Consider the following 18,501-nt stretch of genomic DNA (forward strand, 5'->3'; position numbering starts at 1 on the left):
AGGATCACGTCATGAACGCGCCCTTCAAGCCGATCAACGAAGCCGCCACCGATTTCGTCCGCCGCCACATCGGACCGTCGCCGCGCGACGTCAACGCGATGCTGGAGACGGTCGGCGCCGCGAGCCTGCAGGCGCTGATGAACGAGACGCTGCCGGCGTCGATCCGGCAGAAGGCGCCGCTCGATCTCGGCCGGGCGCTGAGCGAGACCGAGGCGCTCGCGCATATGAGCGAGCTCGCCGCGCAGAACCAGGTGTTCACCTCGCTGATCGGCCAGGGCTATTCGGGGACCATCCTGCCCGCGGTGATCCAGCGCAACATTCTGGAGAACCCGGCCTGGTACACCGCCTATACGCCGTACCAGCCGGAGATCAGCCAGGGCCGGCTCGAGGCGCTGTTCAACTTCCAGACCATGATCTGCGATCTTACCGGGCTCGACGTCGCCAACGCCTCGCTGCTCGACGAGGCGACCGCGGCGGCGGAAGCGATGGCGCTCGCCGAGCGCCACTCGCAGGTCAAGGCGAAGGTGTTCTTCGTCGACAAGGAGGTGCATCCGCAGACGCTGGCGGTGATGCGCACGCGCGCCGCGCCGCTGGGCTGGGCGCTGGTGGTCGGCGATCCCCTGACCGAGCTCGACAACGCCGATGTACTCGGCGCGCTGCTGCAATATCCGGGCACATCGGGCGCGGTACGCGACCTTAAGCCTGCTATCGCCTCGCTGCGCGCCAAGGGCGCGCTGGCGATCGTTGCCGCCGACCTGCTGTCGCTGACGCTGCTCGCGTCGCCGGGCGAGCTCGGCGCCGACATCGCGATCGGTTCGGCGCAGCGGTTCGGCGTGCCGATGGGGTACGGCGGACCGCACGCCGCCTACATGGCGGTGCGCGACACGCTGAAGCGCTCGCTGCCCGGCCGCATCGTCGGCCTCTCGGTGGATTCGCGTGGGGCACCGGCCTATCGCCTCGCCCTGCAGACCCGCGAGCAGCACATCCGCCGCGAGAAGGCGACCTCGAACATCTGCACCGCGCAGGTGCTGCTCGCCGTGATCGCCTCGATGTATGCGGTCTATCACGGTCCGGAGGGCCTGACCCATATCGCACGCAGCGTGCATCGCCGCTCCACCGTGCTTGCCGCCGGCCTGCGCAAGCTCGGCTTTGCGCCGACCAGCGAAGCGTTCTTCGATACCGTGACGGTCGAGGCAGGCAGCAAGCAGATCGAGCTCGTCACCCGCGCGCTGGCGGAGCGGATCAATCTGCGCGTCGGCGCGACCACGCTCGGCATCGCGCTCGACGAGACCACGACGCCGGAGACGGTCGAGGCGGTGTGGCGCGTGTTCGGCGGCAAGCTCAGCTATGCCGAGATCGAGGCCGGCGCGCACGAGGCGCTGCCGAAGGAGCTGCGGCGCACCAGCGCCTTCCTCACCCATCCGGTGTTCAACACGCACCGTTCCGAGACCGAGCTGCTGCGCTACATGCGCAAGCTCAGTGATCGTGACCTCGCGCTCGACCGCGCGATGATCCCGCTCGGCTCCTGCACGATGAAGCTCAACGCCACCACCGAAATGATCCCGCTGACCTGGCCGGCGTTCGGCAACCTGCATCCGTTCGCGCCCGCGGATCAGGCCAAGGGCTATCACGCGCTGTTCAAGCGGCTGGAGCAATGGCTGTGCGACATCACCGGCTATGATGCGGTCTCGCTGCAGCCGAACTCCGGCGCGCAGGGCGAATATGCCGGACTGCTGGCGATCCGGGGTTATCACCTGGCGCGCGGCGAGCCGCACCGCAAGGTGTGCCTGATCCCCTCCTCCGCGCACGGCACCAATCCGGCCTCGGCGGCGATGGTCGGCATGGAGGTCGTGGTGGTGGCGTGCGATGCGCGCGGCGACGTCGACGTCAATGATCTCCGCGCCAAGGCCGAGAAGCACTCCGCCAACCTGGCCGCCGTCATGATCACCTATCCGTCGACCCACGGCGTGTTCGAGGAACATATCCGCGAGATCTGCGACATCGTGCATGCCCATGGCGGCCAGGTCTATCTCGACGGCGCCAACATGAACGCGCAGGTCGGGCTGTCGCGGCCCGGCGACTACGGCGCCGATGTCAGCCATCTCAACCTGCACAAGACCTTCTGCATTCCGCATGGCGGCGGCGGCCCGGGCATGGGCCCGATCGGCGTGAAGGCGCATCTTGCGCCCTATCTGCCGGGCCATCCCGCGACCGACGGCACCACGGCGCACGCGGTCGGCCCGGTGTCGGCCGCGCCGTTCGGCTCGGCGTCGATCCTCACCATCTCCTACATCTACATCCTGATGATGGGCGGCGAAGGTCTGACGCGCGCGACCGAGATCGCGATCCTCAATGCCAACTACATCGCCGCACGGCTGCAGCCGCACTTCCCGGTGCTGTACCGCAACGAGCGCGGCCGCGTCGCGCATGAGTGCATCGTCGATCCGCGGCCGCTGAAGACGAGCAGCGGCGTCACCGTCGACGACATCGCCAAACGCCTGATCGACTACGGCTTCCACGCGCCGACCATGAGCTTCCCGGTGGCGGGCACGCTGATGATCGAGCCGACGGAATCGGAATCGAAGTTCGAGATCGACCGCTTCTGCGACGCCATGATCGCGATCCGCGACGAAATCGCTGAGATCGAGAAGGGCCGCTGGAAGGTCGAGGCCTCGCCGCTGCGCCACGCGCCGCATACCGTCCACGACATCGCCGACGATGCCTGGAACAGGGCCTATACCCGCGCCGAGGGCTGCTTCCCGGCCGGCGTGTCGCGTTCCGACAAATACTGGAGCCCGGTCGGCCGCGTCGACAACGTCTATGGCGACCGCAATCTGGTGTGCTCATGCCCGCCGGTCGAGGATTACGCGCAGGCGGCGGAGTAAGGAGCTACTGCAGCTATGTGGCGTTGCGTCTCTGACGCCTGATTCACTCGGTGTCATTCCGGGGCTCGCGAAGCGAGAACCCGGAATCTCGATCCACGACCTCTGGATTCCGGGTTCGCGACTTCGTCGCGCCCCGGAATGACGGACTGGCCCGCCCGCGGCAGGAGGAAACATGCGCGAGGAATTCTGGTTCCATTTCCCGTTTCGCGTCCGCTATTCGGAGGTCGACGCGCAGGGCGTGGTGTTCAACGCGCACTACCTCACCTATTTCGACACCGCCATCACCGAATATTTCCGCGCGCTGGGCTACGATTATCTCGGCGAGGTGGCGCGGACCGGGATCGACTTCCACACCGTGAAATCGGTCGTCGAGTACAAGGCGCCGATCCGGTTCGACGAGAACATCGAGGTCTGCGTCCGGGTCGCGCGGATCGGTCGCTCCTCGATCAATCTTGCGCTCGCGATCTTCGCCAAGGGCTCCGATGACCTGCGCGCCACCGGCGAGATCATCTGGGTCGCGACCGACCAGAAGACGCACCAGTCGGTCGCCGTGACCGAGGATTTGCGGGCACTGATCGCGAGCCGCGAAAAGGCGCTGGCGTAACGCGGCCCTGCCGGCGGCGCGGTGTCGATCAAACCTATGGAGCGACCAAGGTGCGGCTCTCGGCATCCCAGCGCCACAGCCGGTCGTTGGTAAGCTTCGTACCACCCCACCAGCGATCGATCGGGTTGTGCTGGCTGAAGTCGCCGGCGCCTGCCACGATTGCCTGTCCGAGGGCGGTCAGCGCAAGCCGGCTTCGCTTGTAGCGTTGGTGCCGGTCAGGATCTTCGTGCATGGCAAGATCAAATGGCCCCTCAACGAGGCCTGATATGACAGGCACAGGACAATGGGCCAGACCATCCAGCAAGGCTCCAGCCTCCCAATAGTCAAACGTCTTCTGGTCGTTGAGCTTCTGGTGCCCCGGAAACAATTCGTACGGATGGACATGGCCTGCGGATATCAACTCGAGCAATCGCATTTCCGTCGCGCCAAGCCCGGAGCCGCGCGAGGGGAGTTCTTCCAGGAGCGCGACGACTGAACTCCGCAATCGCGGAAGTGCGCCGAGATCCTGCCTCAACAGATTGAACCAGGCTTCCGGCGTCGATGCGCGCCAGGCTGTCCACGCAACGCCGGCGGCTTCGAGGTGGTCGCCACGGATGGGGACGAGCTGCAGCTGCCAGGCGGCCAACTCGGCCGGCTGCTGCTCGCCGATGATGTGATTTGTCTGGAATACAGCAAGCCTGGATGTGACGTTCGCATGCGGGCGCAAGTAATCCAGCAGCCAAATCAACTGCAGTTGTGAATTCGGATCGGGACCGACCCACAGATCGACGGCGTCGAAGCGCTCGCAAAATTCGATCAATCCAAGACCCTGACGATGCGCGGCCTCAATCGATCTGCCGGTGAGATTATCCAGCCAGTGGGGCCCGGTACCGTGCGCAGCTGCGCGGGGCGCGAACAAGGCGTCGAAATCGCCCGAGGCCGGCAATCTTCCGCAAACAAACCGATGCTCGATGCTAATTACGCAATCGGCAAGCCGTGCGGCCTTCAGGCCGCCCGCCCCGCTATCGGTGAATGTGAAGATGAGCCGGCTCATAACGGGTTCATTTTCGGGTCAGGCCAATTCATTGGTTCAGTTGAACGACAGCTTGCGCGCTCCACCTCGATCCAATGAACAGACCTATGGAGCGACCAAGGTGCGGCTCTCGGCATCCCAGCGCCACAGCCGCTCATTGGTCAATTCGGTGCCGCCCCACCAGCGATGGATCGTGTTGTACTGGCTGAAGTCGAGCTCGCGATCCGACACTTCCTGGCCGAAATCGGTGAGCGACAACCGACTGTACAGGAGTCGTTCTCGTCGGGCCTTCAAATCGTCGGCCCCCTCGATCTCGGCGGGGAATCCGGTCAGGACCGGTGATGGACAATCGGCGAGCCGGTCCAGGATCAGCTCCGCTTCCTGAAAATCGAACACGCCGCGCTCCCTGTTCAGCTCGCTCGAAAGGACCTGTGGGCTTGTCTTGCCGTCGGCGACGAGATCCAGCATCCGCAGTTCGGACGCGCCGAGGCCGGTGTCTCGCCCGGGCAGCTCCTCGAGCAACGCAATCAGCGCCGCGCGGAGCTGCGGGATGGCCGACAGATCCTGCATGAGAAGGTCGAAACAGGGCTCGGGCGTCGGGGCGCGATAGGCATTCCAGGCGCGACTGGCCAATTCCAGCCGATCATCCGTCACCGCAAGTGCAGGCAATCGCCATTTCGCCGAGCTCTCACTTCGGTACCTGCCGATCTCGACATCGGTCTGGACCAGCTTGAGCTTCGCTACGATGTGGCGGTGCGGGCGGAGCACGTCGAGCAACCAGGCCAGCACCAGCTGGTCATTCGGCTGAGGATCGGCCCATAGCTCGACCCTGTCGCAACGCTCACACAACTCGACAAGCCCGACGTCCCGACCAATCGAGCCGGTCCATCTTGAACTGGCGAAGTCGAGCCAGTGCGGGTCGAAATCGACATGCTTTGCAGAACGCGGTTCCAGCAGGGTCGTGAGGTCAGCCGACGAGGGCATTTTCCCCCAAACGAAGCGCGGCCTCAACCCGACGACGACGTCCGCCCTTCCCGCCTGCCTCAGGCGATAGCTCGCGAGATCGCTTGTCGCCAGGATCAGACCCGTCACGACGCTCTCCGGCTACGCGCGGTGGCATCAGCACCGCAAGCTGAGGATCAACTGCTTCACGAAACACACACAAAACCAAACGGGCGCCGAAGACGTCGGCAACTCAACATCCTCAGCGCCCGCTTGCAGCGAAAATAATTGAGCCTTACTCTTCCGTCGGCTCCTCGCCCTCGGCGTCGCGCTCGGGCGTGCCGGCGAGGATCTGCTCGGAGATCAGGCCGGAGTTCTGCCGGATCGCGGCTTCGATCTTGGCGGTGATGTCGGGATTCGACTTCAGGAATGCCTTGGAATTCTCGCGGCCCTGGCCGAGCCGCTGGCTGTCATAGGAGAACCAGGCGCCGGACTTCTCGACGATGCCGGCCTTGACGCCGAGGTCGAGGATCTCGCCCATCTTGGACACGCCCTCGCCATACATGATGTCGAACTCGACCTGCTTGAAGGGCGGCGCCAGCTTGTTCTTCACCACCTTGACGCGGGTGGTGTTGCCGACCACCTCGTCGCGCTCCTTGATCGCGCCGATGCGGCGGATGTCGAGGCGGACCGAAGCGTAGAATTTCAGCGCGTTGCCGCCGGTGGTGGTCTCCGGCGAACCGTACATCACGCCGATCTTCATGCGGATCTGGTTGATGAAGATCACCATCGTGTTCGACTTGTTGATCGAGGCGGTGAGCTTGCGCAGCGCCTGGCTCATCAGGCGGGCCTGCAGACCCGGCAGCGCATCGCCCATCTCGCCCTCGAGCTCGGCCTTCGGCACCAGCGCCGCGACCGAATCGATCACCAGCACGTCGACCGCGCCGGAGCGCACCAGCGTGTCGGCGATCTCGAGCGCCTGCTCGCCGGTGTCCGGCTGCGAGATCAAGAGCTCGTCGATGTTGACGCCGAGCTTGCGCGCATAGACCGGATCGAGCGCATGTTCAGCGTCGATGAAGGCGCAGATGCCGCCCTTCTTCTGGCCTTCCGCCACCGTATGCAGCGCCAGCGTGGTCTTGCCCGACGATTCCGGCCCGTAGATCTCGACGATGCGCCCCTTCGGCAGGCCGCCGACGCCGAGCGCGATATCGAGCCCGAGCGACCCCGACGAGACCGTCTCGACATCCATCGAACGGTCGTTCTTGCCGAGCTTCATCACCGAGCCCTTGCCGAACTGGCGCTCGATCTGGGAGAGCGCGGCTGAGAGGGCCTTGGACTTGTCCATGGAGGATCCTTCGACGATACGCAGTGCGGTGGCGGACATTTGGGATGTGCTCCTTATGGCGGGGATTCGCTAGCGGGAAAAACGGGCGATGAGATCAGGCGGAATGCGTTGTTGATTGGAACCTCGTACCACATTTGTTCTAGGTTCGCAATATGTTCTTTCGGGCAGACCGGGGGCTGCCCGCATTTAAGCCGCCGTGTCCGAACTTGAATTCCAGAGTGTCCTAGTTCGGATTAAGCGAACGGAAACCATGGCTTAGCCGATGTTCTCGGTAGGACTACCGAGCGTGGGCCGGCGGCGTTCTCCGTTTGACCCAAGGCTTTGAGGCACATCAAAGCTTATGCCGTCGCTTCTCGGTGCGAGAACGAAACGCGTATCAAGGGGTTATTGAGGAGTTCAACAAGGTTGATCGTGGAGGCGATCAGTGGTGCGCGGATCTTTCATTCATCGGCCGAATGACTTCATCGATAAAAGAGCCATCGATGAGTCCCGCCGGGTCATCGATGAATCAACCCAAGTCCTCGAAACCCATCCGCCGCCGGATACATTCTTGGGCCGGAAAACCCGCGAACCCATTCCTCCGCCTGACGATGAACAGTAGGTCCGCTCTCCGCTGGGCCGCATTTTGTAACTGGCATATTCTGGTTTCTGAGCGCACTCTGATTCCAGCCAGGAACCGGCGATGACGCTGGATGAAAGGATAGCTCAGGCACAGCGCCACGTTGATGGTGGCCGGCGCATCGTCGAGCGCCAGCGGGAGATCGTGGCCCGCAGCGGATTGCCAGACTCAATCGACCTTCTCGATCTCTTTGAGCGCACCCAACTGATATTCGAGACGGACTTGGCCGATCTGCTCAAGAAGAAGTAAGGCCGCCTCAGTTGGCGGCCTTGTCCTGTTCAATCTTCATTTCGACGGGCTCGTCGTCTCCATCATAGATTTGGGAGACGTTCATTGCGAATATCTTGAACCAACGCACCCGTTGCGCAGCGGGCCAGCCCTTCTCAGGGTCAGGAATCTTTTTCAAGAGAGCAAGCAACAGAGGATCAAGTTGCAAGTCATCCTCTCCGCCGCTTCCTCCGCCGCCACCGCCAGCCCACCACCGTTTGAATCGTTGCTCACGTCGGCGGGCGTGGCTTCGGTTGGGACGAAGCCGGGTAGAACGCGTCGATCTCGTCCAGCCTCATAAGATCCAGCCTGCTCAGCCGAGCGCTCAATCACACGGCGCGCCGTGTCGGTCAACGTGCTGGCAACGCCAAGGGGAGCAAGCTGACATTCGATGACGCTGTGGAGATCTGGATTCGTCATTGGAACAGCGAATTTCAACATCGAATCGCGGCAACGTATGACGTGAATCCCGGCCGCGTGAATGAGGTGCTGAAGGGCTCTCGACATCGCGGCAGCCGAGAAGCGGCGCTATCTCACAAGTCAGCCTGAACAACGAAGCCCGGCGCGAGCCGGGCTTTCTTCTTTGCCCAAAAGAAACGGCCCCAGCGAGGGGGTACACGCTGAGGCCAAGGCGGTTGGATCATCCATGAGTAGACAGGCTGAGAGCTTGCGCTCCGGCCTTAGTGTCCGCATTAAAGTAGGCATGTCAGCGATAGCGCCCTAATTGCGGTTCCAGGCTTAACTTAAGCGAAGATTTTTGAAACAATTCCCTCGATGCCGCTTTTATTGCTCATGCAACAGGCGACCGAGGTTCATCTAGTCCGCGTGACGACCGATGACGGTGAGGTCCAAATCTGGCTCGCTGCGACTTCGCGCGAAGAAGCTGTTGACCGAGTGCTCGACGCTATCCCGGAGGGATGGGCCGTTAGCCTCATTCAGCGACAGCTCGCCGCCGATCACATCCCAATTCTCAACATGGCGGCCGGAGAAGTGCGCCGGCATCAGGTGTCCTAATTCCCCTCTGCCAGTGTCCTAACTAGGACAGCCCGCCCGCGCCTTGTTCCTAAAAGAAACGGCCCCAGCACCCTTGGAGGGCAATGCTGGGGCCGTTCTATATTTCCATTCTCACGCCGAACCGCCGCTCTTCGGTAATAGACGGCCCCTCTGGGCTCTGAAAATCGATCTTAATGAAACAGCCCTGCCCAGGGTTTGGATCATCAAATCAACGCCGGAGTTAGTCAACCAACTTGGGTGAATCAAAAGTAAATCAGTTGCCACTCTTTCCCGGATGCTTAACGGGTCTTAGTTCCCGCTGCTGGGCGCTTCCTGATTATCGTTAGCCGCGCACTCACGGCCGCCTCGGTGCGGCCTAGCTTCTGCGCAATCTCGCGCTGGGTTAGCTCGGTTTCGCGCATCATCCGTAGCAGGAGCTGTTCTTCCTCTTCGGCCCAAGCTGGCAAAACAATTCTCCGAATTGTTTCATTTTGGAAATGCCAGCAGGAATTGCAAATTTCGATAGCCGCGTCTGTCCGGTGTTTTCCGGGTTGTCCTAATTCCCCGTGACGAGTGTCCTAACTAGGACAGCACCAGCAGACCGGCGCCGGCCTGTTTCCATCCACAGTGGCCCGCTTTAATTTTTGGAGTGGCCTGGTTTGCCATTAACCCCGACGCAACCAAGGGTTAGCCGGTGTTCTCGGTAGGACTAGCGAGAAGGCTCTCAGATGTTCTGGCCCCATAACTTCCTGCGGGTCGCGATCTGTTCTCGCGGAATGTTTACTGGAACAATTGACCCGGCAGTGCCCTTATTTGGGGGCCCCCAGCCAGACAGGTAGCCCCCCGACTGCTGGAGGAAAACCCGCCTCCGGGACGGGTTGGCGGCCCCCTGTCGGGGCCGTTTAAAATTCCGTAGTTCTCCGGCCAAGAACAAAGTTCCGGGCCGGGCGATGCACCTCGCGCCCGAAGTTCCCCTGATAATCAACAAGTTAACCTGACAGGCGCGACGGCGTCCGATAGCGGCTGGCACAATCTGCATACTACCTTCGTACCCCTCCTGAGCCCTGGAAAAACTCCGTAGCCTTCGATGGAAGACTCGGGTTCCGCCAGTGTTCGTAACATTGGCCTGCTCAACCAGCGCGGATGCGCGGCGCTGCGCAGGCAACACGGCTGGCGACCGTTCCGTGGCGACGCTGCCGGCGGACGAATCCTTTCCGGAATCCACAACGACAGTTCGAACGGACGCGGCCTTTCATACGATCTTTTTACGGGCGCCGATCATTACTACAACTAATGGTTTAAATGTCGACGACCGCCCTTCATTCGCGGAACCGTTACCGATGATCCACAGGGGCATCGAGTTCAGCGTCACTCAGCTGATGGCCGGCGTCTGGAAATGGCGCTTCCAGATCGGCGATCGCGTCTTCACGGGCAAGACCGAAGCAAAGCTCGATCTGCTGGCGATCCGCCGCGTGCAGCTGCGGATCGATCGCGAGCTGAACAATCTGGGGCGGGAACGGACCCGCGGCAGCAATGGGGACTGAGGCACAGTCTATCGTGCACGCTCCGGTGCCCTGACGGGCTGGCCTGCGCGCTTCGCTCGAAAACGCTTCAATCCGCGCTGGCCAGCCGCCGCATCGTGAACTCGATGTCGCCGCCGGGAAGCTCGCGCCAACTCTCGACGGCGCTCATATAGGCCGCCTTCGGGTAGCGTTTGAGAAAGTCACGCGCCCTCACGCGGGCCTGATCGCGTGGCAGGCTGAAGGTCTCGCGCAGATAGCCGTCGTCCGGCTTTCGCCGCTCGGCCATCCGGCTGGCGAGATCGCGCGGACGAGACACCATGCCGCAACTCCGGACCAACTGACGACACCCCAATATAGGGGCGGCGGCGGAAGAATCCGAGTCTGCGGGAGATGGACGGCGTCGCCCCGAATGGGCGTTACTGGCTGCGCGGCGCGGCGCTTCCGGGCTGCGCCGAGCTTCCGGTCTTGGTCTTCGGCTTGGCGGGATGGGCGGCCGCCTTCGGCGGATCGCTGCGCACGACGCCCCAGGGATCGGACGATCCCTTGGAATCGGGAATCTTGCTGAGCGAGTCCTTGTAGGCCTTGTCCCTGACCGCGTCCTGTTCCTTCTCCTCCTGGGTCTTGCTCTTGACCTCAGGCATCAGGTTGACGTTCGGCATCATCTGCGCATAGGCCGGTGCCGACAGCAGCACCGCAACCGCGACTGCGCACAAAACTCTCATGAGAATACTCCCTGCATTTTCGTCGGCGGTATATCACCCCAAGAAAGCCGCCGCCAAGCGCGCCTGCCCCGGCCCTGGATCATGATGCGTTTCCACGGAATCGCATCATGATCTCATCTCTTTGTTTGAGCATGATCTTTTCGGAAAACCGGTTTCCACTTTTTTAGGACCATGCTCTAGAGATGGTCTGACTTGCAGGATTTCGGCGACTGCATCCAGTCGTCCCAGATCGGACCGCAGCGCGTGCAACCGCTGAGCGCAAGCCCGATCGCAACCACGCCGCCCAGCAACACCAACCTGCGGAACATGTACGCCCCCACCTCGTGAGGAGGCGACTGGGCGCCGAAACTGGGGCATTTTCAAGCCGGGCACGGCGCTTGCAGCGCAGCGCAAGTGCGCGTCGGAGCGCAGCGCAAGTGCGCGTCGGAGCGCAAGCGCGCGTCTGACGGGCTGCCGGCGCGCACTGGTTTGACCGGGCGGCCGCGCAAATTACAGTGCGCAACAAAGCAGAAAAGGAATCGATCAAATGACTTTGGCGATGAGCTGGGACGAGTGGACGCAGCACGACGGGACGGCGCTCGCGGAGCGCGTCCGGAACGGCGAGCTGACGCCCCGTGAGCTGGCGTCGCAGGCAGCCAGCGCCGTCGCCAAGGTCGATCCCGCGCTCTCCGGCGTCGTCGAGCTGTTCGACGACGTGATCGCCGATCCGACGCGCGACGGCGCCGACCTCGACGGCCCGTTCGCCGGCCTGCCCTTCCTGATGAAGGACCTCGGCCCGACCCTGAAGGGACGGCTGCAGGAGATGGGCTCGCTGATGATGCGCGGCAATCGCGCCGCGGCGGACACTTTCCTGACCGCGAAGATGCGCAAGGCCGGCCTCAATTTGATCGGCCGCACCACGACGCCGGAGTTCGGGGTCTGCAGCTCGGCGGAAAATCCCGCGGTCTATGTCACGCGCAATCCCTGGAACACCGACTACACCACCTGCGGCTCGTCGGCCGGCAGCGCGGCGATGGTTGCCGCCGGTGCCGTGCCGATCGCGCATGCGACCGACGGCGGCGGCTCGATCCGCATTCCCGCCGGGGTCAACGGCAATATCGGCCTGAAAGTCTCGCGCGGCGTGTTCTCGCTCGCGCCGCATCTGTCCGATCTCACCGGGCTGGTCTCGATCCAGGGCTGCCAATCGCGCACGGTGCGCGACACCGCTGTTTTCGTCGATGCCTGCCGTGGCCCCGCGCCCGGCGAGTTCATGCCGTTCTGGACCTCGCCCGAGCCCTATGCCGCGATGATCGCGCGCGATCCCGGCCGGCTCAGAATCGCGCTGTCGCACACATGGGGCGACTATCGCGCGACGCCGCACATCGCAGCCGAGCTCGAGCGGGTCGGACGTTTCCTCGAAGGCCTCGGCCATCAGGTCGACTACGCACTGCCGGCGGTCGACTATCGGGAAGCCTTCGCGGCACAGACCACCTGCTACATCAGCAATTTCGCCGTCGTGATCGGCAACATGCTCGCCGCGCGCGGCCTCGATCGGCCGCCGGCGGAGCTGATCGAGCCGATCAACATCCGCATCTGGGAGCATGGCCGCGACTTCAGCTTCGCCGATCGCGCCCGCATGCAGGCCGTCTTCAACACCACGGCGCGCGGCTTCGGCGCCTTCTTCGAGGATTGGGACATCATCCTGACGCCGATCACGGCACTGCCGACACCGAAGGTCGGCACCACCGAATATCTCACCATCAGCGACAATCCGTCGGTGCTGGACTGGTTCGGCAATCTCTGGCGCAACTTCGCCTTCACGCCGCTCGCCAATCTGTGCGGCATCCCCGCGATCTCGCTGCCGCTCGCGACCAACGAGCACGGCCTGCCGCTCGGCATTCAGGCGATCGGAAAGCAAGCGAGTGACGGGCTGTTGCTGCAGCTCGCCGCCCAGATCGAACGGGCGATCGACGGCAAATGGAACGACGGCAAGAGGCCGGGCGTGCATGTCGCGCCGAATTGAGACATAGACCGAAAACAATCAACTGAGGAAGCAGGACGTCATGCAGCAGGCCAGTGAATTCGGGATCGAGGACGCGCGACGGGTGCTCGGCGACGTCTTTGCGCCGTGGGTGCAGGACCTCAATCTGTCGGTCGAGCAGTTCGATATCGCAGCCCCCGCAGGCGGCGATGCCGACTGGCAGCCCGGCGCGATCCTGCGCATGCCGTTCTCCGAGCGGCTGTGCCGCAATGGCGGCATCGTGTGCGGCCAGGCGCTGATGGCGTTCGCCGACACCGCGATGGTGCTGGCCAATCTCGCCGCCAACAAGGGCTATCGGCCGATGACGACGGTCGACCAGACCACGCATTTCATGCGCGCGGTGACGGCGTCCGACGTGCTGGCCGACGCCCGCGTGGTCCGGCTCGGCCGTACCATGAGCTTCGGCCGCGTCACGCTATCCTCCGCCACCGACAACAAGCCGGTGGCGATGGTGTCGAGCGCCTTCGCGATGCTGCCGGGATAGGCCTCTCTCATCATAGACGGTGTATCTCCTCATCCTGAGGAGCTTGCGCAGCAAGCGTCTCGAAGGACGAGGCCACCAGGCCGGCCTCATGGTTCGAGACGCGCGTTCCGCGCTCCTTACCATGAGGGTTCAGGCTAATCACGCTGCAAGATTTACTTGCCGAGCACGGCCTCCGCCGCGTTGACGATGCTGATCGTCGGATTCTTTCCGCAATAGGTGCCGAACTTCTTGGCGTTCTCGGTGAACACGTCGGTGTCGATGATCGCCTCGTCGGAATCGCCCTTGTACCAGCCGTCCATCCAGACCAGCACCATCTTGATGGTGTCGTCGCCGCCGTCGACGAACTGCTTGCAGGTCATGGTCGAGAGATCGAGGACGGTGGCGCTGGCCGGTGCCGACGACAGCGCGAGCGCGGCGGCAAGCATGAGCGAGGCAGTGATCTTCATCGCAATCTCCATGGGCAATGATCTGGAATAAACCGGTCGCCGGGAAAGCCAGCGTGTCCGCTCGCGACCCGTAAGCGATGCGTTACATCGAACGCAAGCACGGGATCGCGCGGATCAGCCCGCACGTCGTTTCGGTGCACGCATTGAGAATTCGTGTTTCTGATCTGTGACGGCGCCGCGTTAAAGCGGACTCATGCATCGCCGCAAGCCCGGTTCACGTCCAGCGAAGCCGCGCCAGGATCGCGCGGCCCATGATCCAGTCCTTGTCGCTGTCGGTGAGGAACGGAAGCTCCTCTGTGAATTCCGTCACGCGCTGCCGGTAAGTGGCCCGGGCGAACGAATTGGTTAGATCGGTTCCCCAGTGGCAGCGCTCCGGGCCGTAGGCGTCGAATAGGCGGTGGATATGCGGGGTCACGTCACGGAATGGATAGGGCTCAGTCGAAATCAGCGGTACCGACGACAACTTCACCGACACATTCGCATATTTTGCGAGCGCGACCGACTGGGCAATAGCTTCCGGCACCGCGTTGTTTCTTATGGAATCCGATGAATCAGAACGAGGGCGCAGGCCCGCGCCGACGCCCATGTGGTCGATGATGAGCGTAAGTTGCGGGTGTCGCTCGGCGATACGGGCGAACAGCGATGTCTGGCCCGATGTGAGAAACATCACAGGCAGGCGGGCCTTCTCCGCCGCCGGCCAGAACCAGTCCGCGGTTCCGTCTGTCAGCCATGCCGCTTCGCCGGGGCCGAAGTTCAACCTCACGCCCAGTACACCGGCCTGGTCGCGCCAGGTCGCAAGCCGTGCCGCGCGGTCGGGCTTGTCGAGGGCTACACGCGCCATGATTGCGAAGCGGCCGGGGTACCGTTTGACCGCCTCCTGGGCATAGTCGATGCGCTCGCCTTCGAGCGACACCGGCGGAACGATGACGACGCGATCGACGCCGGCCTCGTCCATCAGTGGAATTATTCGCTCGATGGTGAAGGGCTCCGGAAGCTGCGGTTTGGCACCGGGGAGCCAGGGTCTTTCCGGAGTGCTCGCCGGCCACAGGTGGACCTGCGAATCAACGATCACTCGTTTTTGCTGCGCGACCGATGTCGCGGCACGCTGCATTGACAGCGCGACGCCGGTTGCGACGGTGCCGGTCAGAAAACTACGGCGTGAAGGCATGTGATGTCCTTCCTGTTCTATAGTTTTAGTCACGACATGATAGTGATCGACACGGCGCCCCGCGCTGGATCACAGCAAATTGGCTCGCAATATTGAGGATCACATCAGGAAATTGCGACTATGGAAATCGGGTTCAAAGGTTAATTTGCGGCGCAACAATCTTGAACCGCACATGTCGCAGTCGGGTCAAATGCCGACTGCGGCGGTCCGCTCGACCTTGGTCGGCTTCCATTGCAGTCCTGACGTGGCCAGCGTTGCCGTTGGGCTCTCATCTACCTCACGCCTTCGGCATGCTCACGTCGATCAACAACTTCGCCGCCGTGACCGCCAGTAAGGCCGGCAAGATCGAATCGCTCGACGAAGAATGGCAGGACGGACACAAGCGCCAGATCGAGATCTATCGGTGGTGTTGCGTCTCCGACACCGGGTATTGGGTGTATGCGAACGCTAGCAAGGATAAGACCGCTTTTGACTGGAAATTAGAATTCGACCTTACCCTCGTTCCGTACACCGGTGACGATTCATGGGAGGAAGGAAAGCTCAAGAAAATAAAAGAGTGCCTGGACAGTGACGCGTTACCGGACGCCGCCGGTGGAACGGTTGGCAAGGAATTACGTTCCATACAAACACAAGGAACACTCCTGGCGGTCAACCGGAAGAAGGCTACGCTTGGCATATGAAAAAGACGTTCTCCGACAAAGTGCGCGATATCGTCCGGAAAATACCGAAAAGCAAGACGATGACGTACAAAGAGGTCGCTTCAAAAGCTGGAAATCCGAACGCCGCACGGGCTGTCGGAGCCGTTATGCGATCAAATTACGATCCGTCGATACCGTGCCACCGCGTCGTTGCGAGCGACGGGAAGATGCGCGGGTACAACCGCGGTGCGCGCGTCCGCTGATCGCTCTGCGGATGAACGCGCGTGTGTTCTCTTTGGGTCTGGGGATAAGGTCCGCTTTGGCCCAAAGAAGCGACTCGTTTAGATCAGCTTCAGTTCTTTCAGACTGGCGTGACCTTGCTTGCCGACGATGATGTGGTCCCCGATCGCAATCGGAAGCGGCGAAGTTGGTCCACAAGTCGACATCCCCGCGGTCTGCGCCGCGGGTCCGCATTTCCTCTCGGAAGCGATATCCCGGATTTACGCGTCCACGCCCCAGGTTCAATGCATCCGCGAACAACCTGCGCTTCCTCTCCGGTTGCGGGAGGAGATGCAGCGAATGCCGCCAAGCCGATTCAACCCGACTTCATCGTGCTTTAGCGGAGCGAGGCGACGCTTGCATAATTTCTGAATAGTAGAAATATACCCCTGACTTGCCCGACGTGTCAAGTTGCTTTTCGAACGCCGGCAGCCGCCGGCTACTTTGCATGGGGTTGTTTTCGATATTTTGGCGGCGCGCACCTGCTGCAGGGAGCACCTAAGCGGATCGCAAGCGGCGGCTCCGCCGCCAGCGCCACAACAGCGCGACGAGGGCGACGAGCACGAGACCGCCGGCCACAGCCTTGGCGACGAACCGTCCGCCCGGGCGATCGATCAGCCGGGCCATCAACGACACGCTCTCGCCCTGGCGCGGCAGGCGAAACGCCACCACGCTGTCGCCGATCGACGTGCCGGCTTCGGAATGGCCGCCGGCGCCGATCACGACGTACTGCTCGCCCTTCCAGAGATAGGTCATCGGATTGGCGACACCCGGCACCGGAAGCCGGCCGAGCCACAACTGCTTTCCCGATCTCGCATCGAACGCGCGCAAGTAGGCATCCATCGCGCCGGTGAACACCAGGCCGCCCGCGGTAATCGCGACGCCGTTGACCAGCGGCGTGCCGGTATTGAGCGCGATGCCGAGCGGCGCGAGATCCTCGCTGGTGCCGACCGACGCATGCCAGAGGATCTTGCCGGCCTTGAGATCGACCGCGACCGTCTCGCCCCATGGCGGCTTGTTGCAGGGCGTCCCAACCGACGTCATCGCCAGCGCCCGCGACATCGCAAACGGCGCACCCTGCTGCTGGCCGAATTCATGGCCGGGCGGCGGGTTGAAGCCCTTGGCCTGGTCGCGCGGAATCAAGGTGACGATGTGAGCCGCGTGGCTGACATTGGCGTAGAGGATCTGGTTGACCGGATCGAACGCCGCGCTGCCCCAGTTCACGCCACCTCCGGTCATCGGATAGATCACCGTGCCTTGCGTCGACGGCGGCGTGTATAGACCCTCATTGCGGGATTGCGCGAACAGCTCCTCGCAAGCCGAGCTTCCGATGCCCGGCAGCAGGCCGGCGATATCATCGGCCGTCATGCGCTGTGTCAGCAGCGGCGGCACATGGGTCGGGAATGGCTGCGTCGGCGACAGCTGCTCGCCCTCGGCGCCGTTCTGCGGCACCGCGCGCTCCTCGACCGGCCACACCGGCTTGCCGGTGTCGCGATCGAGCACGAACACAAAACCCTGCTTGGTCGACTGGATCACGACGTCGCGCATGCCGTTGCCGGTATCGATCCGCGCCAGCGTCGGCTGCGCCGGCAGATCGTAATCCCAGACGTCGTGATGCACGGTCTGGAATGCCCATGCGAGTTCGCCGGTCTCGATCCGCAGCGCGACCACGGAATTGGCGTGCTCGTCATTGCCGGCGCGCTTGCCGCCCCAGAAGTCCGGACTGGGCGATGTCGTCGGCAGGAACACCAGCCCACGCTCCTCGTCCACCGACATCGGCGCCCAGACATTGCTGTGGCCGGCCTCGATCCCGTCATGCACGAGCGGATCGAAGTTCCAGCGCGGCTGGCCGGTTCGCGCATCAAAGGCGCGCACCGCGCCGAGCGGCGCGTCGAGCCGCCGGTTGTCGCCGATCGCGGACCCGACCACGACCACGCCGCGACCGGTCACCGGCGCCGACGTGATCTGAAACTCGCCCGGCCATTCCAGCTTCATGCCGACGTCGATCCTGATCTCGCCACCGTCGCCGAAATCGGCGCAGGGCTTGCCGGTTCTGGCATCGAGCGCGATCAGGCGCCTGTCGTTGGTGCCGGTGAAGATGCGTGACTTGCAGGCGGCGCCTTCCGCCGCACGATCATCCGTCCAGTGCGCGACGCCGCGGCAGACAAAACGATTGGCCGGCCGCTGCGCCATGCTGATCTTCGGATCGAAACGCCATTTCTGCGCACCGCTGCCGGGATCGAGCGCGATCACTTCGTTGAACGGCGTGCAGAGGATCAGGCTGTCCTCGACGAACAGCGGCGTCACCTCGAACTTGGTGCGCTTCATCACCTCGGGCGGGCGCGTATCGAGATCGCCGGTGCGGAATTCCCAGCCGCGCAGCAGCGTGCCGACATTGTCTGATGTGATCTGCGCCAGGTGCGAGAAGCGCTGTCCGCCGCGGTCGCCGCCCCAATACTCCCAGGCGCGCGCCGGCTGACCATACAGCAGCAGCGCGGCAAGCAGGCAAAACAGCGACCGCATCGCGTCCTCCCCCAGGATGCGATCACCAGGC

19 protein-coding genes are annotated in these 18,501 nt (G+C 63.1%); 8 read left to right on the forward strand and 11 right to left on the reverse strand.

The genetic code is table 11. The features are described from left to right. Positions 1-11: 11 nt before the first annotated feature. Positions 12-2,885: an aminomethyl-transferring glycine dehydrogenase gene (gene gcvP, locus QA639_RS28035; protein ID WP_157343221.1), complete on the forward strand. Its 2,874-nt coding sequence runs from the start codon at positions 12-14 to the stop codon at positions 2,883-2,885. A 172-nt stretch (positions 2,886-3,057) separates the two neighbouring features. Then, positions 3,058-3,489, forward strand: a complete 432-nt coding sequence (locus QA639_RS28040) for an acyl-CoA thioesterase (RefSeq protein ID WP_157343220.1) — start codon at positions 3,058-3,060, stop codon at positions 3,487-3,489. 34 nt (positions 3,490-3,523) lie between these two features. Here QA639_RS28040 and QA639_RS28045 read toward each other — a convergent pair whose 3' ends face one another. The 3 genes from QA639_RS28045 to recA all read right to left on the reverse strand — a co-directional run bounded on the left by QA639_RS28045 (position 3,524) and on the right by recA (position 6,827). Further along, complete coding sequence (locus QA639_RS28045) at positions 3,524-4,522, reverse strand: hypothetical protein (protein WP_050387653.1); 999 nt, start codon at positions 4,520-4,522, stop codon at positions 3,524-3,526. 84 nt (positions 4,523-4,606) lie between these two features. Beyond that, positions 4,607-5,593, reverse strand: coding sequence for a hypothetical protein (locus QA639_RS28050; protein WP_283087750.1), 987 nt, complete (start codon positions 5,591-5,593; stop codon positions 4,607-4,609). Between the two features lie 145 nt (positions 5,594-5,738). Next, positions 5,739-6,827 (reverse strand): recombinase RecA, encoded by a 1,089-nt coding sequence (gene recA / locus QA639_RS28055; RefSeq protein ID WP_028337774.1) that lies wholly within the window; start codon positions 6,825-6,827, stop codon positions 5,739-5,741. Positions 6,828-7,470: 643 nt separating this feature from the next. On the opposite strand from recA, the gene QA639_RS28060 reads away from it, so the two are divergent. Next, complete coding sequence (locus QA639_RS28060) at positions 7,471-7,656, forward strand: hypothetical protein (protein WP_157343218.1); 186 nt, start codon at positions 7,471-7,473, stop codon at positions 7,654-7,656. Positions 7,657-7,663: 7 nt separating this feature from the next. Here the strand turns inward: QA639_RS28060 and QA639_RS28065 are convergent, their stop codons facing one another. Then, positions 7,664-7,843: a hypothetical protein gene (locus QA639_RS28065; RefSeq protein WP_157343217.1), complete on the reverse strand. Its 180-nt coding sequence runs from the start codon at positions 7,841-7,843 to the stop codon at positions 7,664-7,666. Between the two features lie 647 nt (positions 7,844-8,490). Next, complete coding sequence (locus tag QA639_RS28070) at positions 8,491-8,676, reverse strand: hypothetical protein (RefSeq protein ID WP_157343216.1); 186 nt, start codon at positions 8,674-8,676, stop codon at positions 8,491-8,493. Between the two features lie 1,331 nt (positions 8,677-10,007). Here QA639_RS28070 and QA639_RS28075 point away from each other — a divergent pair. Then, positions 10,008-10,211, forward strand: coding sequence for a hypothetical protein (locus QA639_RS28075; RefSeq protein WP_028337111.1), 204 nt, complete (start codon positions 10,008-10,010; stop codon positions 10,209-10,211). Positions 10,212-10,278: 67 nt separating this feature from the next. Here QA639_RS28075 and QA639_RS28080 read toward each other — a convergent pair whose 3' ends face one another. From QA639_RS28080 to QA639_RS28090, 3 genes are all read right to left on the reverse strand, one after another. Next, the gene (locus tag QA639_RS28080) at positions 10,279-10,509 is read right to left on the reverse strand and encodes a hypothetical protein (RefSeq protein WP_016848527.1); all 231 of its coding nucleotides are present in this window, start codon (positions 10,507-10,509) and stop codon (positions 10,279-10,281) included. Between the two features lie 97 nt (positions 10,510-10,606). Continuing rightward, a complete protein-coding gene (locus QA639_RS28085; protein WP_028337112.1) occupies positions 10,607-10,912 on the reverse strand; it encodes a hypothetical protein in 306 nt (101 codons plus the stop codon). A gap of 176 nt (positions 10,913-11,088) precedes the next feature. Next, a complete protein-coding gene (locus tag QA639_RS28090) occupies positions 11,089-11,220 on the reverse strand; it encodes a hypothetical protein (RefSeq protein ID WP_050387707.1) in 132 nt (43 codons plus the stop codon). Between the two features lie 218 nt (positions 11,221-11,438). Here QA639_RS28090 and QA639_RS28095 point away from each other — a divergent pair, with 218 nt between their 5' ends. Together QA639_RS28095 and QA639_RS28100 are read left to right on the forward strand one after the other, a co-directional pair. Beyond that, positions 11,439-12,914, forward strand: coding sequence for an amidase (locus QA639_RS28095; protein ID WP_198400142.1), 1,476 nt, complete (start codon positions 11,439-11,441; stop codon positions 12,912-12,914). A 40-nt stretch (positions 12,915-12,954) separates the two neighbouring features. Further along, positions 12,955-13,416: a PaaI family thioesterase gene (locus tag QA639_RS28100; protein WP_028337114.1), complete on the forward strand. Its 462-nt coding sequence runs from the start codon at positions 12,955-12,957 to the stop codon at positions 13,414-13,416. Between the two features lie 152 nt (positions 13,417-13,568). Here QA639_RS28100 and QA639_RS28105 read toward each other — a convergent pair whose 3' ends face one another. Next, entirely contained in the window at positions 13,569-13,862 is a 294-nt protein-coding gene (locus tag QA639_RS28105; protein WP_028337115.1) for an HdeA/HdeB family chaperone, read from the reverse strand. 214 nt (positions 13,863-14,076) lie between these two features. Then, positions 14,077-15,030 carry an amidohydrolase family protein gene (locus QA639_RS28110; RefSeq protein WP_157343206.1) on the reverse strand — a complete coding sequence of 318 codons (954 nt, stop codon included), beginning with the start codon at positions 15,028-15,030 and terminating at the stop codon, positions 14,077-14,079. A gap of 290 nt (positions 15,031-15,320) precedes the next feature. Between QA639_RS28110 and QA639_RS28115 the strand changes: the two genes are divergently transcribed. Beyond that, entirely contained in the window at positions 15,321-15,710 is a 390-nt protein-coding gene (locus QA639_RS28115) for a hypothetical protein (RefSeq protein ID WP_157343205.1), read from the forward strand. Positions 15,711-15,769: 59 nt separating this feature from the next. Continuing rightward, positions 15,770-15,931, forward strand: coding sequence for an MGMT family protein (locus QA639_RS41955; protein ID WP_428841189.1), 162 nt, complete (start codon positions 15,770-15,772; stop codon positions 15,929-15,931). A gap of 514 nt (positions 15,932-16,445) precedes the next feature. Here the strand turns inward: QA639_RS41955 and QA639_RS28120 are convergent. Further along, entirely contained in the window at positions 16,446-18,470 is a 2,025-nt protein-coding gene (locus QA639_RS28120; RefSeq protein ID WP_157343201.1) for a pyrroloquinoline quinone-dependent dehydrogenase, read from the reverse strand. Positions 18,471-18,501: the final 31 nt, after the last annotated feature.

The sequence above is a fragment of the Bradyrhizobium pachyrhizi genome, from assembly GCF_029714545.1.
GTDB classification, from domain to species: Bacteria; Pseudomonadota; Alphaproteobacteria; order Rhizobiales; family Xanthobacteraceae; genus Bradyrhizobium; species Bradyrhizobium pachyrhizi.

Bases quoted from the DNA above. Each gene is read 5' to 3' on its own strand.
- gcvP (WP_157343221.1), top strand. From the start codon at position 12: ATGAACGCGCCCTTCAAGCCGATCAACGAAGCCGCCACCGATTTCGTC.
- QA639_RS28040 (WP_157343220.1), top strand. From the start codon at position 3,058: ATGCGCGAGGAATTCTGGTTCCATTTCCCGTTTCGCGTCCGCTATTCG.
- QA639_RS28045 (WP_050387653.1), bottom strand. From the start codon at position 4,522: ATGAGCCGGCTCATCTTCACATTCACCGATAGCGGGGCGGGCGGCCTG.
- recA (WP_028337774.1), bottom strand. From the start codon at position 6,827: ATGTCCGCCACCGCACTGCGTATCGTCGAAGGATCCTCCATGGACAAG.
- QA639_RS28060 (WP_157343218.1), top strand. From the start codon at position 7,471: ATGACGCTGGATGAAAGGATAGCTCAGGCACAGCGCCACGTTGATGGT.
- QA639_RS28070 (WP_157343216.1), bottom strand. From the start codon at position 8,676: ATGCCGGCGCACTTCTCCGGCCGCCATGTTGAGAATTGGGATGTGATC.
- QA639_RS28075 (WP_028337111.1), top strand. From the start codon at position 10,008: ATGATCCACAGGGGCATCGAGTTCAGCGTCACTCAGCTGATGGCCGGC.
- QA639_RS28080 (WP_016848527.1), bottom strand. From the start codon at position 10,509: ATGGTGTCTCGTCCGCGCGATCTCGCCAGCCGGATGGCCGAGCGGCGA.
- QA639_RS28085 (WP_028337112.1), bottom strand. From the start codon at position 10,912: ATGAGAGTTTTGTGCGCAGTCGCGGTTGCGGTGCTGCTGTCGGCACCG.
- QA639_RS28090 (WP_050387707.1), bottom strand. From the start codon at position 11,220: ATGTTCCGCAGGTTGGTGTTGCTGGGCGGCGTGGTTGCGATCGGGCTT.
- QA639_RS28095 (WP_198400142.1), top strand. From the start codon at position 11,439: ATGACTTTGGCGATGAGCTGGGACGAGTGGACGCAGCACGACGGGACG.
- QA639_RS28100 (WP_028337114.1), top strand. From the start codon at position 12,955: ATGCAGCAGGCCAGTGAATTCGGGATCGAGGACGCGCGACGGGTGCTC.
- QA639_RS28105 (WP_028337115.1), bottom strand. From the start codon at position 13,862: ATGAAGATCACTGCCTCGCTCATGCTTGCCGCCGCGCTCGCGCTGTCG.
- QA639_RS28110 (WP_157343206.1), bottom strand. From the start codon at position 15,030: ATGCCTTCACGCCGTAGTTTTCTGACCGGCACCGTCGCAACCGGCGTC.
- QA639_RS28115 (WP_157343205.1), top strand. From the start codon at position 15,321: ATGCTCACGTCGATCAACAACTTCGCCGCCGTGACCGCCAGTAAGGCC.
- QA639_RS41955 (WP_428841189.1), top strand. From the start codon at position 15,770: ATGACGTACAAAGAGGTCGCTTCAAAAGCTGGAAATCCGAACGCCGCA.
- QA639_RS28120 (WP_157343201.1), bottom strand. From the start codon at position 18,470: ATGCGGTCGCTGTTTTGCCTGCTTGCCGCGCTGCTGCTGTATGGTCAG.